The organism is Streptomyces malaysiense, from assembly GCF_000980885.2.
Classification (GTDB): domain Bacteria; phylum Actinomycetota; class Actinomycetes; order Streptomycetales; family Streptomycetaceae; genus Streptomyces; species Streptomyces malaysiense.
On record NZ_LBDA02000001.1, the window covers coordinates 26,717 to 40,956 of the forward strand.

At 73.7% G+C, this 14,240-nt stretch carries 14 protein-coding genes and 1 pseudogene; 6 read left to right on the forward strand and 9 right to left on the reverse strand.

The window, feature by feature from the left end:
* Positions 1-185: 185 nt before the first annotated feature.
* A pseudogene (locus tag VT52_RS00135) lies at positions 186-598 on the reverse strand (hypothetical protein); the annotation flags it as partial.
* Positions 599-792: 194 nt separating this feature from the next.
* Between VT52_RS00135 and VT52_RS00140 the strand changes: the two are divergent.
* Positions 793-1,686 (forward strand): alpha/beta fold hydrolase, encoded by an 894-nt coding sequence (locus tag VT52_RS00140; RefSeq protein ID WP_063888377.1) that lies wholly within the window; start codon positions 793-795, stop codon positions 1,684-1,686.
* On the opposite strand, the gene VT52_RS39510 is transcribed toward VT52_RS00140, so the two are convergent.
* Both VT52_RS39510 and VT52_RS00145 read right to left on the reverse strand, forming a co-directional pair.
* Complete coding sequence (locus VT52_RS39510) at positions 1,589-2,395, reverse strand: HAD hydrolase-like protein (protein ID WP_338059170.1); 807 nt, start codon at positions 2,393-2,395, stop codon at positions 1,589-1,591. The genes VT52_RS00140 and VT52_RS39510 overlap by 98 nt on opposite strands.
* On the reverse strand, positions 2,293-3,336 hold the full coding sequence (locus tag VT52_RS00145) for a PHP domain-containing protein (RefSeq protein ID WP_046426664.1): 1,044 nt from the start codon (positions 3,334-3,336) through the stop codon (positions 2,293-2,295). The genes VT52_RS39510 and VT52_RS00145 overlap by 103 nt, the downstream gene beginning before the upstream one ends.
* A gap of 104 nt (positions 3,337-3,440) precedes the next feature.
* Here VT52_RS00145 and VT52_RS00150 point away from each other — a divergent pair, with 104 nt between their 5' ends.
* Complete coding sequence (locus VT52_RS00150; RefSeq protein WP_046426662.1) at positions 3,441-3,686, forward strand: hypothetical protein; 246 nt, start codon at positions 3,441-3,443, stop codon at positions 3,684-3,686.
* 9 nt (positions 3,687-3,695) lie between these two features.
* Here VT52_RS00150 and VT52_RS00155 read toward each other — a convergent pair whose 3' ends face one another.
* Positions 3,696-4,940, reverse strand: a complete 1,245-nt coding sequence (locus tag VT52_RS00155) for a ricin-type beta-trefoil lectin domain protein (RefSeq protein ID WP_046426660.1) — start codon at positions 4,938-4,940, stop codon at positions 3,696-3,698.
* Between the two features lie 327 nt (positions 4,941-5,267).
* Between VT52_RS00155 and VT52_RS00160 the strand changes: the two genes are divergently transcribed.
* Together VT52_RS00160 and VT52_RS00165 are read left to right on the forward strand one after the other, a co-directional pair.
* On the forward strand, positions 5,268-7,466 hold the full coding sequence (locus tag VT52_RS00160; protein WP_046426658.1) for an ArnT family glycosyltransferase: 2,199 nt from the start codon (positions 5,268-5,270) through the stop codon (positions 7,464-7,466).
* Between the two features lie 43 nt (positions 7,467-7,509).
* Positions 7,510-8,454, forward strand: coding sequence for a ribose-phosphate diphosphokinase (locus tag VT52_RS00165; protein ID WP_046426656.1), 945 nt, complete (start codon positions 7,510-7,512; stop codon positions 8,452-8,454).
* 73 nt (positions 8,455-8,527) lie between these two features.
* Here VT52_RS00165 and VT52_RS00170 read toward each other — a convergent pair whose 3' ends face one another.
* Together VT52_RS00170 and VT52_RS00175 are read right to left on the reverse strand one after the other, a co-directional pair.
* On the reverse strand, positions 8,528-8,908 hold the full coding sequence (locus VT52_RS00170) for an anti-sigma factor antagonist (protein WP_046426655.1): 381 nt from the start codon (positions 8,906-8,908) through the stop codon (positions 8,528-8,530).
* 126 nt (positions 8,909-9,034) lie between these two features.
* A complete protein-coding gene (locus VT52_RS00175; protein ID WP_046426723.1) occupies positions 9,035-9,985 on the reverse strand; it encodes an NADP-dependent oxidoreductase in 951 nt (316 codons plus the stop codon).
* Between the two features lie 297 nt (positions 9,986-10,282).
* On the opposite strand from VT52_RS00175, the gene VT52_RS00180 reads away from it, so the two are divergent.
* Positions 10,283-10,747: a pyridoxamine 5'-phosphate oxidase family protein gene (locus tag VT52_RS00180; protein ID WP_046426651.1), complete on the forward strand. Its 465-nt coding sequence runs from the start codon at positions 10,283-10,285 to the stop codon at positions 10,745-10,747.
* A 114-nt stretch (positions 10,748-10,861) separates the two neighbouring features.
* Here the strand turns inward: VT52_RS00180 and VT52_RS00185 are convergent, their stop codons facing one another.
* Together VT52_RS00185 and VT52_RS00190 are read right to left on the reverse strand one after the other, a co-directional pair.
* Complete coding sequence (locus VT52_RS00185) at positions 10,862-11,182, reverse strand: DUF4235 domain-containing protein (protein ID WP_046426650.1); 321 nt, start codon at positions 11,180-11,182, stop codon at positions 10,862-10,864.
* 28 nt (positions 11,183-11,210) lie between these two features.
* Positions 11,211-12,227 (reverse strand): glutathione S-transferase family protein, encoded by a 1,017-nt coding sequence (locus VT52_RS00190; protein WP_046426647.1) that lies wholly within the window; start codon positions 12,225-12,227, stop codon positions 11,211-11,213.
* 291 nt (positions 12,228-12,518) lie between these two features.
* Between VT52_RS00190 and VT52_RS00195 the strand changes: the two genes are divergently transcribed.
* A complete protein-coding gene (locus tag VT52_RS00195) occupies positions 12,519-13,430 on the forward strand; it encodes a cation diffusion facilitator family transporter (RefSeq protein ID WP_240509617.1) in 912 nt (303 codons plus the stop codon).
* A gap of 78 nt (positions 13,431-13,508) precedes the next feature.
* On the opposite strand, the gene VT52_RS00200 is transcribed toward VT52_RS00195, so the two are convergent.
* On the reverse strand, positions 13,509-13,958 hold the full coding sequence (locus VT52_RS00200; protein WP_046426645.1) for a nitroreductase family deazaflavin-dependent oxidoreductase: 450 nt from the start codon (positions 13,956-13,958) through the stop codon (positions 13,509-13,511).
* Positions 13,959-14,240: the final 282 nt, after the last annotated feature.

Here is a 14,240-nt window from a genome sequence, read left to right on the forward strand (position 1 = left end):
TCATCCTCGCCCGCCTCGCCCGACGCGCGCAAGGGAGATCAACCCCGTCGGGGACAAAGGACGTTCGGGCAGGTGACCCGCCCTGGTCCGCGGCCGCCGGTCGGTCCGCCGGACGGACGGTCGCGCGGTCCGCGGCCGCTGCCGCGCGGCCGGAGCGACATCACCTCTCGGCCCGCCTTGTGGCCACGCGGGAGCCGTACCGGACGCGCGCCGAGCAGTTCGCCGCGGACGGCGGCGTCCAGCGGCGGTTCGGCGGCGAGGTCGAAGGCGCCCCGGGCGGTCGCCGAGCGCACCGCGAGCCGGTAGGCCTCGGCGGCGTCGTCGGTGTGCGGCGCCTGGACGCGCGGGCCGGGGACGTCCGGCAGGAACGGCAGCAGCTCGGGCCGGACCGGCGGGCCCGGCAGGAACCGGCCGCCCGCTCCGACGCCAGGTCGACGGCGGACCGCTCGGTCCCCGCCGGCGGCCACTCGGGCATCCGGCGCGCGAGGCCCCGTACCGCGGCGATCCCGGAATCACGGGAGAGCGGGCGCACCACGCTCGTACCGACATCGCCGGTGGCTCCCGTGACCCCCACCGTGCTGCCCGCCGTGCCGCTCACCTCCGGCTCCTTCCGTACTCGGGCGAAGGGTCCGCGACGTCCCGCCGGGTATCCGGGCACTCGGACACACGTGCTTGACGTGCCCGGTAATCGACCACGCGGTCCGTTCCGGGAAGGATCGGGATCATCGGCGGACCGCCGCCCCCCGTGCGCCCGCCGGTGCCCGCGCGCCGTATCCCGAGGAGGACCCCCCCATGCCGTACTACGAGAGCCCCGTCGACGGCACCCGGCTGCACTACGTCGACCACGGTCCCGCCCGCGGTGCCGTCGCCGTCTTCGTCGCCGGCGCCTATCTGGGCCACGAGATGTGGGAGCACCAGATGCTGCCGCTCGCGGAGGCCGGTTACCGCTGTGTGGGCCTGGACCGGCGCGGTCACGGGCGCTCGGACGACGTGTGGTCCGGGTACGACCTCGACACCCTCGCCGACGACCTCCAGGGGCTGCTCGACCACCTCGACCTGCGCGAGGTCACCCTGATCGCGCATTCCGTCGGCACCGCCGAGGTGGTGCGCTGCCTGACCCGGCACGGCTCGTCCCGGGTGGTCCGGGCCGCGCTGGTCTGCGGGGTCAGCCCGGGGATCATCCGCTCGGAGCGGCTGCCCGACGGCGTCGATCCGGCGCTCGCGCGGGCCGACGAGGAGTTCTTCCGACGCGACCGGCCCGCCTGGTTCACCCGATTCGCGGACGCCTTCTTCGCCGTCACCAGCGCGGGGAACGAGGTCTCCGACGCCTACGTCCGGTATCTGGTCGACCGCTGCCTGGTCGCCACGCCCCGTGCCGCCACCGGCGTGCGGTCCGTCGTGACCGGCCTCGACCTCACCGCCGAGCTGTCCGCCGTGGACGTACCGGTGCTCGTCGTGCACGGCACCCACGACACCTCCGCACCCTTGGCCCGTACGGGTGAACGGCTGGCCCGGCTGCTGCCGGACGCCGTCCTGAAGGTGTACGAGAACGGCGGTCACGGCCTGTTCTTCACCCACGCGGAACGCCTCACCACGGACCTGCGGGCGTACCTCGGCGGTCCGGGTGCCACGACGGCCACCACCGGGATCTGCCGGATGCTGGCCGCGGCGGGGATCGGCGGATAGCCCGCCGGGCGGAGGGGGCGGCCGGGCCGGAGACGAGGAAGCCCCGGCCGTGACGGGGGGATTCACGGCCGGGGCGGTCGGAGTGCGGGTGCGGACGGCGGTCGCCCCTCGGCGAAAGGCTCCACAGGGCTTCGGCCGAACGATCGTCCCTGTGGGCGAAAGGTGAGGCCCGGGGACACTGTCCCGTCCGTACCCACGCCCCGTTCAACGGGCGACCGGCACCAGCTGTTCCACTCCCGTCGGTGACCTGCGCCACAGGGCGGAAGGCCCAGGTCGGCGGGCCTCGTCGAGGCGGGGGAGCGGATCGGCGGGGTCCCGCGCGGGCCGCCTCCGCGCCGGCCTCCGCCGGGCCGGCCCCACCGCACGGCACGCCCAGGCGGCGCACCCCGGCCTCGGCGCCCGCCCGCGTGTCCCGCGCCGTGTCCCGCGCCGTGTCCCCGACGGGCACCGCCCGCTCGGCCGGCACCCCGGCCGGCTCCAGCGCGTGCTCCGCCGGCTTCGGAGCGGGCTTGCCCCCGTACGTCGTCGCCGCTCGCGGTGGCCTCGATCGCCTCGTCCGCACCGATCGCCCGGCCCAGCCCTTCCGGTTCCGCCCCGGGTGGCGCGTCAGGCTCCCGCCACGCGCGCGGGCACCCGCCCCTCGCGCGTCCACCCCAGCAGTTCCTCCGCCGACCACGTGGTGACCACCCGCTCGGCGGGGACGCCGCACTCCTCGGCGCGGGCGCAGCCCAGGATCTGCCAGTCCAGCTGGCCCGGCGCGTGCGCGTCGGTGTCGACGGCGAACAGGGTCCCCGCGGCCACGGCCCGGCGCAGCAGCCGGCGGGGCGGATCCAGCCGTTCTGGGCGGCTGTTGATCTCCACCGCCGTGCCGGACCCGGCGCAGGCGGCGAACACCTCGTCCGCGTCGAACTCCGACTCCGGGCGCCCCCGGCCGGTGACCAGGCGCCCGGTGCAGTGCCCGAGGACGTCGGCGTGCGGATCGCGTACGGCGGCCGTCAAGCGGCGGGTCATCACGCGGGCGTCCATCCGCAGCTTGGAGTGCACGGACACCACGACCACGTCCAGCCGCTCCAGCAGCTCGGGTTCCTGGTCCAGGGAGCCGTCGGTCAGGATGTCGCACTCGATGCCGGTGAGCAGCCGGAACGGCGCCCAGCGCGTGTTCAGCTCCGCGACCGCGTCCAGCTGTTCGCGCAGCCGCTGCGAGGAGAGGCCCCGGGCCACGGTCAGCCGCGGAGAATGATCGGTGAGGGCGGTCCACTCATGGCCGAGCGCGGCCGCCGCCCGTCCCATCTCCTCGATCGGACTGCCCCCGTCGGACCAGTCCGAGTGGGTGTGGCAGTCCCCTCGCAGCAGGGCCCGGAGGGCGGCCCCGGGCCCCTCGGCGCCCGCGCTGTCCCCGCCGGCCTCCTCCAGCCTGCGCAGATACCCCGGCACCTGCCCGTCCAGCGCCTCCCGCACCACCTGCGCCGTCTTCGGCCCGACCCCCTTCAGCGACTCCAGCGAGCCGTCCGCCGCCCGTGCGGCCGCCTCCCCGGGCGGGAGTCCGTCCACCACCCGGGCGGCCGTTCGGAACGCGCGTACGCGGTATCCGGGCGCCAGGGACCGCTCCAGCAGGAAGGCGATCCGCTCCAGTGCGGCAACGGGTTCCACAGGACCCAGGCTCGCACCACCCGCCCCCGTCGGCACGGCGGACCGCCCCCGGGCAGATGCCCCGGACAACCCCATCGAGGGCGTTCCGTCCTAACCTGAATTGCATGACCGAACAAGGAGCCCCCCACATCTCCAAGCCGCGCATCCTGGTGCTGGGCGTGTGCCCAGGGAAGCCGGGTGAGCCGCCCTTCCGGATCATGGAGATCGACGGGGAGGTGATCGGCGAGGCCAGGAATGTCACCGATGTGCTGGAGGTCGCCGCCGCCTACGGGATCACCATCCACGACCTCGACGATCCGGACGTGGTCCGCTGGGTCGGCGGCGGCAAGTACCACTGGACGCTGCGCTGAGCCGCCGGCTCAGCCCACCGTCCACTTCTGGTCGGCGCCGCCGGTGCAGGACCAGATCTGCAACCGCGTCCCGTCGGCCGAGTTGTTCCCGGTGACGTCCAGACACTTGTCGGCCTGCGGGTTGACGATGTCGTGGGCGCCGGTGACGGTCCATTTCTGGTCGGTGCCGCCGGTGCAGTCCCACAGCTGGACGGTGGAGCCGTCCGCCGTTCCCCGGTCGGTCACGTCCAGGCACTTGCCGAGCGCCCTCATCGTGCCGTCCGAACCGACCGTCCAGGACTGCGCGGCGGTGCCGTTGCAGCCGTAGAGCTGGACCGGGGTGCCGTTCGCGGAGTTCGCTCCCGCCACGTCCACGCACTTTCCGGCCAGCCCCCGGATCGGGAGGCCCGCCGCCGTGTCACTGGTGGTGACGGAGACCGAGTCCACCACCAGCTGCGCCGGGAACCGGGTGCCGGCGTCCGGGTCGCCGGGCCAGTAGCCGCCGACCGCGAGGTTCAGGATCAGGAAGAACGGCCGGTCGTCGTACACCCAGGTCTTGCCGCCGAGGTCGGCGGGCGTGCGCTGCTCGTAGACGGTCCCGTCCACCGACCAGGTGATCGAGTTCGGCGCCCAGTCCACGGCGAAGGTGTGGAAGCCGTCCGCGAAGGCCTGCCCGTTCGGCAGGCTGTAGGCGGCGCCGATACCGTCCGAGCCGGAGTAGCCGGGCCCGTGGATGGTGCCGTGCACGGTCGACGGTTCAAAGCCCACGTTCTCCATCACGTCGATCTCGCCCGAGTCCGGCCAGTTCACCGGTGTGCCGAGCATCCAGAAGGCGGGCCACATGCCCTGCCCCCGCGGAACCTTCATCCGTGCCTCGACATGTCCGTACCGGGCCTCGAACTTCCCGGCCGTGTTCAGCCGCGCCGAGGTGTACTGGCAACTGCCGTACCAGCACTGGTATCCGGCCGGGTTCTCCTTCCTTGCCGTGATCACCAGATGGCCCTGGCCGTCCAGGGCCGCGTTTCCGGTGCCCGAGGTGTAGTACTCCCGCTCGTGGTTGCTGACGTTGTCGCCCGTCTCCTGGGTCCACTTCGAGGGGTCGGCCGCCGAGCCCGCCGGCCCGTCGAAATCGTCGGAGAAGGTGGTCACGGTCGCGGCGGGGGCGGCCCGGTCGGCGGGGCGGGCCTGCGCGGGGCCGACGGCGGCCGCGCCGACCAGCGCGGCGGACAGGGCGGCGAAGAGGCATCTGCGGAGCATGCGGCGGGGGGAGGACATGGCTCTCCGGTCGGTGGGGGGAGGCTCTCGGATGAAGCGATGCTTCTTGATTTAAGAAGTGAGATAAGTGGGCGTCAAGAGGTCGGCGCGGACCGGCCGTCGACGGGCCGGGGTGCCTTGCCCCGGTATCGTTCGCGCCCCCTCGGGCCCGTTCGGGCGGCCTCCCGCGTCGCCGGGAGCGTCATCGCGCCTCGGGTAATGACTCGGCTTTACCAGAGCAAATTCCTTATCGTGTGATCAAAGAATTGATCTGTTCGTGATGAGAGTTTCCTTGAAGAGGGCGCGACACGCCGTTACGGGCCGGTGGTGTGACCAAAACTGCCGGGCATGGCAACGAACGTTCTCGACGTGACCGCGACCACCGGCAGCGGTCGCCGCGCACCGTGGAAAGCCCCGGTGGGCGAGCCCCCGTACGCCCGTCCGGCACTGCTGGTCCTCGTCGTGCTCGCCGCGGTGTCCTATTCCTGGGGCATCACCCACAGCCAGTACCACACCTTCTACGCCGACGCGGCCCGCAGCATGACGGGGAGCTGGAAGGCGTTCTTCTACGGTTCTTTCGACCCCGCGAATTCCATCACGCTCGACAAGACCCCGGGATTCCTGTGGCCGCAGGCCCTGTCCGCCCGCCTCCTCGGCTTCCACCCGTGGACCCTGACGCTGCCCCAGGTCCTGGAAGGCGTGGCGAGTCTCCTGGTGCTCCACCGCATGGTGCACCGCTGGGCCGGGACGCACGCGGCGCTGCTGGCCGCGACGGCGTTCCTCGTGACCCCGGCCGCCGTCGGCCTGTTCCGCACCTCGGTGGAGGACCCGGCGTTCACCCTGTGTCTGCTGCTCGCCGCCGAGGCCACCCAGCGGGCCGCGCGCGCGGGCCGGCTGCGCCCGCTGCTGCTGGCCGGGGTCTGGGTCGGCGCCGCCTTCCAGGCGAAGATGCTGGAGGCGTGGGCCGTACTGCCCGCCCTCGCCCTGGTGTACCTGGTCTCGGCACCGCTCGCGCTGCGCCGCCGCCTCGCCCACCTCGGCCTGGCCGCCCTGGTGACGGTCGCCGTCTCGGCCTCCTGGATGCTCGCGGTGACCCTCGTACCCGCCAAGGACCGTCCGTACGTCGACGGCACCACCGACAACTCCGCGTTCAGCATGGTCGTCGGCTACAACTTCCTGAACCGTTTCGGCTCGCTCGGCCTCAGCGCGTCCTCCACCGGGAGCGTCAGCGCGACACAGGGGGGCGGGCACCGGGGCGGCCGGACGAGGGGCGCGGCCGGACCCGGGGCCGTACGCGTGGCCGCCCACCAAGCCTCCGGGCAGCAGAGCCCGGAGGCCGCCGCGGGCGTCTCGCCGCTGGCCGCCCGCGGCTTCGGCGGCGGGGAGAACGGGTGGGCGAAGATGTTCGGGACCACGCTCGCCGCCCAGACCGGCTGGCTCTACCCGTTCGCCGCCGCGGCCGTCGCCTGCGGGCTGCTCTGGCGGCGTGGACGGCCGCGCACCGACGCCTCGCGCGCCGGATTCCTGCTGTGGGGCGCCTGGCTCGCCACGTACTTCCTGGTGTTCAGTGCCGGCAGCGTCGGCCCGCACACGTACTACATGGGTGTGATCGCGGTTCCGCTCGCCGCGCTCACCGGTGCCGGTACGGTGCGGATGTGGCGCGCCCACCGGGCCGGCGGGCGGCGCGCCTGGGCCCTGCCGGCCACGGTGGCGGCGACCACGGTGTGGAGCGCGTGTCTCGCCGACCGGTTCGCCGTCTCCTTCCTGCCGTGGCTGGCGCCCGCAGTCGCCGCGCTCGGTCTCGCCGGCGTCGTCCTGCTGGCCCTCGCCCGGCCCGAACGGCCCGGCGAGGGAGGTCGGTTGGCGCTCGCCGGACTCGCCACCGCCCTCACGGCCGTGCTCGTCGCCCCGAGCACGTGGGCGGTACAGGTGTTCGACCCGGCGTACGGCGCCTCGGGCATGGGCTCGGTGGGCCCGACCACCCCCGACCGGGAACAGAACCGGGGGAGTTCGGGACCGGAGGTCCCGGCGCGGGCCGCCGGGGCGCGGGCCGGCGGCGGCCGCGGGACCGCCGGGGCCGGCTTCGCCGCCTTGGCCGGCATCGCCTCGGACGGTGTCCTGACCCCCGAGGAGCGCCGCGTCCTCGACTACACCCGCGCCCGCCGGGGCGGGTCCCGCTATGTCTTCGCCACCACCAACTGGAACACGGCCTCGCCGTACATCCTGGCGGCCGGCGCCCACGCCCTGCCGCTCGGCGGGTTCAGCGGAAAGGTGCCCTTCCCGACGCGGGCCGGCTTCCAGCGCCTCGTGGCCACCGGGCAGGTCCGGTACGTGCTCACGGGCGGCCCCGCCGGGCTCGGTCCGCGGGCGGCCGGCACCGGGAACGCGGCCGCCGGGCCGACCCCGGCGACGCGGATCGCCGACTGGGTCGAGGCCACCTGCGCGAAGGTTCCCGCCTCGGCCTACGGGGGCACGGACACCCGCCCCGCGCCCCCGGCCCCCGCCCGGACCGCCCGGACGCTCTACCGCTGCGGTCCCGGCCAGTAGCATGAGGGCCGGCAGCCCGGAATGATCATGCGAGGAGCAGATCGTGCGAGACATCGCCGTCTTCAGCGGCAGTGCCCACCCCGAACTGGCCGAGGAGGTCTGCGCGCACCTGGGGGTGCCGCTGAGTCCGACCCGGGTCAGCCGGTTCGCCAACGACTGCCTGGAGGTGCAGCTCCAGGCCAACTGCCGGGAGCGGGACGTCTTCCTGATCCAGCCGCTGGTCAAGCCGGTGCAGGAGCACCTGGTGGAGCTGCTGCTGATGTGCGACGCGGCCCGGGGCGCCTCCGCCTCCCGGATCACGGTCGTCATGCCGCACTACTCATACGCCCGCTCCGACAAGAAGGACGCGCCCCGCATCTCCATCGGCGGCCGGCTCGTCGCGGACCTGATGGTCTCGGCGGGTGCGAGCCGCGTCCTCGCCATGACCCTGCACTCCCCGCAGGTGCACGGCTTCTTCTCGGTGCCGGTCGACCATCTGCACGCGCTGCGCGAACTGGCCGCGCACTTCGGGCAGTACGACCTGTCGCGCACCACCGTCGTCTCCCCGGACCTCGGCAACGCCAAGGAGGCCGCCGCCTTCGCCCGGCGCATCGGCGCGCAGGTGGCGGCCGGGGCCAAACAGCGGTACGCGGACGACCGGGTGAGCATCAGCTCCGTCATCGGCGAGATCGCCGGGCGGGACGTCATCGTGCTCGACGACGAGATCGCCAAGGGCAGCACCGTGCTCGAACTCCTCGACCGGCTGCGGGAGTCGGGCCCGCGCTCGATCCGGGTGGCGTGCACGCACGGGCTGTTCGCGGCCGGTGCGCTGAAGCGGCTCGGTGAGCAGCCGGACGTGCTGGAGATCGTCTGCACCAACACCGTGCCGATCCCGGACGACGAGCACACCGACAAACTGCGCGTCCTGTCCGTCGCCCCCGCCCTCGCCGAGGCGGTACGGCGGATCCACGACGGGGAATCGGTCAGCGCGCTGTTCGAGGAGGGGTGAGCCGGGGGGCGGCTCCGCCCGGCAGGCGCGAGCCGCCCCCGGCCCGCTCACCGCGAACCGGACGCCGGCCCGCTCACCGCGAACCGGACGCCGCTCCGGCGCCCGCCAGGGCCGCGTCCGGCGTGGAGTGCGGTGGCAGCAGCCGGGACAGGCCCGTCACCCGCAGGACGCGCAGGGTCAGCGGGTGGGTGCACACCAGGTGCAACTGCCCGCCGTGCCCGAGGGTCCGGGTCCGCGCCCGGTAGAGGAGCCGCAGCCCCGAGCAGTCGAAGAACTCCACGGGCCGCAGATCGAGCACGACCCGGGCGCCGGGGCGGCCGGTGATCCGGTCCAGGAGCGGGAGGATCTCCGCCGCCGCGACGATGTCGATCTCGCCCCGGAACTCCAGGACGGTATGTGCACGGTATGCGTACACGCGCAGATGCCGGGTGAGGGACACGGGTTCCCGTCGCACCTCGGCATCACCTCCCACCCGCGCCCGGACGTCGGATATCCGACCGTCAAGTTACCTTCGTCAGAAGGAATTTGAGCATGTTCGATTGACATATGTCTTCGGGTTTCACGCGTGTCCGCGAGCCGTTCAGCCGGTCAGCAGCACCAGCTTCCCCGTGGTGCGCCCGGTCTCCCCCTGTTCGTGCGCCTTCGCGGCGTCGGCCAGCGGGTACGTCCCGGCGATCGTCGCCCTCAGCTTCCCCGCCTCGACCAGCTCCGCGACCGACCGCATTCCGGTCCGGTCGGCGTCCACCAGCATCCGTACCGCCCGTACGCCGAGCCGCCCGGCCTCGTCGTACAGTTCGCGGGGGCCCACCGGCAGGATCGACACCAGGATGCCGCCGGGCCGCAGCGTCCGCAGGGAGCGCAGGGCCGTCTCGCCGCCGAGGGTGTCCAGGACGACGTCCACGTCCCGTACCGCCTCGGTGACATCGGTGCCGTGGTAGTCGACCGGCTCGTCCACGCCGATCTCCCGCAGGAAGCCGTGTTTGGCCGCGCTCGCGGTGCCGATCACGTACGCGCCGTGCGCCTTGGCGATCTGCGCGGCCACATGCCCGACCCCGCCGGCCGCCGCGTGGATCAGCACCCGTCGGCCCGGCCCCACCTCGGCCCGCTCGGTCAGCGCCTGCCAGGCGGTCAGCGACACCAGCGGCAGCGCGCCCGCCTGGACGTGGTCGGCCGAGGCCGGTTTGTGCCACAGGGCGCGGGCGGGGGCGATCACGTACTCGGCGTGCGAGCCGTGCCCGAAGGGGTAGGGCAGCATGCCGAACACCTCGTCGCCGGGCCGGAACTCGGCCACGCCGATCCCGGTCTCGGCGACCTCCCCGGAGACGTCCCAGCCGAGCACGAACGGCGGATCGCCGAGGAAGCCGCCGGTGGCCCGGTGTTTCCAGTCGGTGGGGTTCAGGCCGGCGGCCCGCACCCGGACCAGTACCTCGTTCGGCCGTGGCTTCGGCCGCTCCAGCGTCACTTCCCTCAGTACCCCGGGGCCGCCGAGGACGTCCTGGCCGATGGCTCGCATGGTGGTCACACCGCTCATGGTCCCCCAGCCCGCCCCGCCGCGCCCCACGTGCACCGCTCGCGGCGGCCTCCACGGCGGTCCGGCGGGCGCCGGAGCGCGACGGGAAGAGATCTCCGCCGGCGGCGGGCCCGGCGCCTGGAGCGTGCCCGAGGCCGGCGCCACCCCGAGGAGGGCTCGAGCTCCGCCCCGGCAGGAGAGGCCGCGGGCGCGCACGGCTCGGGCGGGGACGCGCCGCGGGGGACGGAGCGCATGCGCGGGCCCGGTCCCTGCGGCCACACTGGAGCGCACCCGCAACCCGTCAGGAGGCCGCACGCGATGACCCCGCCGCCCGCCCGCACCGCCGAGCAGCGCAAGAAGGACACCCTGCACCGGCTGGACCACGACGAGGACGCCTGGGTGGCCACGGCCGGCCCGGACGGCGGCACGCCCTACCTGGTGCCGCTGTCGTTCGTCTGGGACGGTGCCCTCCTGCTCTTCGCCACCCCGGCCGACAGCCCCACCGGCCGCAACCTGGTCGACAGCGGCCGGGTGCGGCTCGGCATCGGGTCGACCAGGGACGTCGTCCTCGTGGACGGCGAGGTGCGGTCGGTGAGCCCGGAGGACCTGCCCGAGGAGGACGCGGAGGTCTTCGCCGGCAAGACCGGTTTCGACCCCCGGCGGCTGGCCACCCGCTATCTGTACTTCCGGGTCGTCCCCGAGCGCATCCAGGCCTGGCGCGAGGCGAACGAGCTGCCCGGACGGGACCTCATGCGCGGCGGGCGGTGGCTGCTCGACGGCTGAGGCAGGCCGGACGGGGCCTCGGCGCCACTCCCGCCCGCCGCCCTCGCCCCGCCAGGGTCTTTCGCTTGGATCAGGCCAGACCCCGCGAGCCCGGCATGATCCAAACGAGAGGCCCTAGGTGTCCCTGCTCCCGGCGCCGTTCCCCTTGCCCTCGGCCACCGGCCAGACCCCGGTGGAGCGTGCGATGGCCTTGGCACCGGTGCGGTCCACGGCGCTGCGCACCACCGCGAAGATCGCGCCCTGGAGGGCGGCGGCGAGCAGGATCTCGCGCAGCCGGCGGTCCTCGTCCAGGGCGGTGGGCGCTTCGTCCTCGTGCCGTATCGCCTTCCACGCCTGCTTGAAGGCGAGGCCGGCGAGCGCGCCGCTCGCCCAGCCGAGCACGAAACCGACCGGCTGGTAGACGAAGGGGAGCTTGGACTTCTTCGACTTGGACATGGATGACTCCTTCCTCGTCAGGGGGTTCTCATACGGGGCGGCCCGCGGGGGCCACCCGTTCGCCCTCGGGCACCGGGCCCGGGGGCGTGCCGTCGCCGAACGGCCGGCCGCCCAGCTCCTCCCGATGGTGCGGGCTCAGCCAGGACGCGAGGTCGGGGCCGAGCGGCACGATGCCGGTCGGGTTGATACCGGTGTGCACCTGGTAGTAGTGCCGCTTGATGTGGTCGAAGTCGACGGTGTCGCCGAACCCGGGGGTCTGGAACAGGTCCCGGGCGTACGCCCACAGCACCGGCTCCTCCGCCAGCTTCCAGCGGTTGCACTTGAAGTGGCCGTGGTAGACCGGGTCGAACCGGACCAGCGTGGTGAACAGCCGGATGTCCGCTTCCGTGAGGGTGTCCCCGACCAGATACCGCTGTCCGGCCAGGCGTCCGGCGATCGTTTCCAGCCGCCGGAAGACCCCCGCGCACGCCTTCTCGTACTCCTTCTGGCCGGTGGCGAAGCCGGCCCGGTACACGCCGTTGTTGACGTCCTCGTACACCTCGGCCATCACCGTGTCGATCTCGTCGCGCCGGGCCGCCGGATACAGGTCGGGGGCGCCTTCGCGGTGCAGGGCCGTCCACTCGGTGGCGAGGTCCAGGGTGAGCTGCTGGTAGTCGTTGGTGACCAGTTCCCCGCTCGCCACGTCCACCACGGCGGGCACGCTCACCCCGCCCGGATACCCGGTCTCCCGGCGGTCGTACGCCTCGCTGAGATAGCGGATGCCGAGCACCGGGTCCCGGCCGCCCGGATCCAGGGTGAACCGCCAGCTGCGGTCGTCCTGGACCGGGTCCGCGACCGCCATCGACAGCGCGTCCTCGAGTCCCAGCAGCCGGCGGGAGATCACCGCTCGGCTCGCCCAGGGACAGGCCCGCGACACCACCAGCCGGTAGCGCCCCGCCGCCACCGGCCGGCCGCCCCGGCCGTCCGCCGTGATCCGGTCCCGGAAATGGCTGCGCGACCGGCTGAAGCTCTTGTGGCCGTAGGCGCGGTTGCCGTCCCCGCCCATGTCTCCTCCTTGCCGCCGGGGCCCGGCCCGCTCGCCGCCGGGGTCCCCGGAGCACCGACTTCTCCGTCAGAGCACCGACTTCCCCGTTTCCGGGCGCCCGCACGGTGTGATTCCCAGGCCCCCGGGCAGTCGGCCCCCGTGAGCGGAACACCATCGCAACGACAGGAGCACCGGGCCGCCCCGGCGGGCGCCGCCCGCGACGACGGGCGCACCCGGACCACCGACCGCCGTACCCGGGTCCGCGAGCGGCGCGGCCGGGCGAGCGACCGCCGTACCCGGGTCACCGTCCTCATCGCCCTCGCGGCCAATCTGCTGATCGCCGCGGCCAAGGCCGTCGGCGGGGTGATCTCGGGGTCGCCGGCCCTGCTGTCGGAGGCCGCGCACTCGGTCGCCGACTCCTTCAACGAGGTGTTCCTGCTGGCCGCCCTGCGCCGCAGCCGCCGCCCCGCCGACGCGCGGCACCCCTTCGGATACGGCAAGGAGCGCTTCTTCTGGTCGCTGCTCGCCGCCGTCGGGATCTTCGTGATGGGCGGTTGCTTCTCCTTCTTCCAGGGCTTCGAGGCACTGCGCCAGGGCACGCATGAGACGACCCGCGGCTATCTGGTGGGCCTGATCGTGCTGGGCGTGGCGCTGATCGCGGAGGGCGGTTCGCTGCTGCGCGCCCTCCACCAGGTGCGCAAACGGGGCGGACGGGCGGCGCTGCGCGACCCGGCGCTGCGCACGGTGGTCGCCGAGGACGGCACGGCGGTGCTCGGCGTCACCCTGGCGATCGCCGGAATGGCCCTGCACATGGCCACCGGGCAGGTCGCCTGGGAGGCCTCCGCCTCGCTCGCCATCGGGGTCCTGCTGGTGTACGTCGCCTACCGGCTGGGACGCGAGGCCCGTGACCAGCTCATCGGACAGGCTGCCGATCCGGAACTCAGCGGCCGTATCCGCGCGCTGCTGCGGGCGCAGCCGGAGATCGACAGCGTGGCGGAGCTGTTCACCATGAAACTGGGCCTCGACTCCACCCTGGTGGCCGCGCGCATCGATCTCGTGCCGGGCCTGGACAGCGAACGCGTCGAGGAGGTCGCCGACCGCATCAAGCACTCGCTCGCGGCGACGTTCCCGGCCGCCGACCAGATCTTCCTCGACGTCACCGACAGCCCGGACGGCGAGACACGGCAGAGCCCCGCCGCGACGGGGGAACGCGGCGGGGCCTGACGGCACGACTGCCCGTCCCGGAGACGGTTCACACCCGCCGGGTGAGGACTTCTCCGGGGGCACGGCCGGGGCGAGCGGTCAGCTCCCCTCGGCGGGCTCCAGCACGAACACCGGGATCTCCCGGTCCGTCTTCCGCTGGTACTCCTCGTACGGCGGGTACGCGGCGACCGCTCGCTCCCACCACCGGGCCTTCTCGGCACCGGTGACCTCACGGGCCCGCATGTCCTGCTTGACCGAGCCGTCCTGCAGCTCGACGCGCGGATCGGCCTTGACGTTGAAGTACCACACCGGGTGCTTCGGCGCGCCGCCCTGCGAGGCGACCACCGCGTACGCGCCCTCGTGCGCCACCCGCATCAGCGGCGTCTTGCGGATCTTCCCGCTCTTCGCGCCCCGGGTCGTCAGCACGATGACCGGCATCCCGGTGTCCAGCAGGGTGTTCCCCTTCGTCCCGCCGGAGCTCTCGTACAACTCCACCTGATCGCGCACCCACTGTTCCGGGCTCGGCTCGTACTCACCCTCGAGAGGCATGGATCCGTCCCTTCGTCGCTCCGACGCACGCACCCGCACCGGTTTCGGCGCCGGCGGCCGCGTGCTCCATCCGTACGGTGCTTCCCCGCACCGCCGCGATCATTACCCACGCGGCCACCCGCGTCACCCGCGCCGCCCCCGGCACCGGTGGCCGCCGCCCGGTTCGCCCCGCCCTCGGGGCCCGCGTCCCGTACGAGGGAGAGACCGGGGCGGGGTGAGCGGCCATTGCCCCGTCTGGCCGGAACTGATCTCTCACACCTTCGCGATCCGGACGGATAGGGA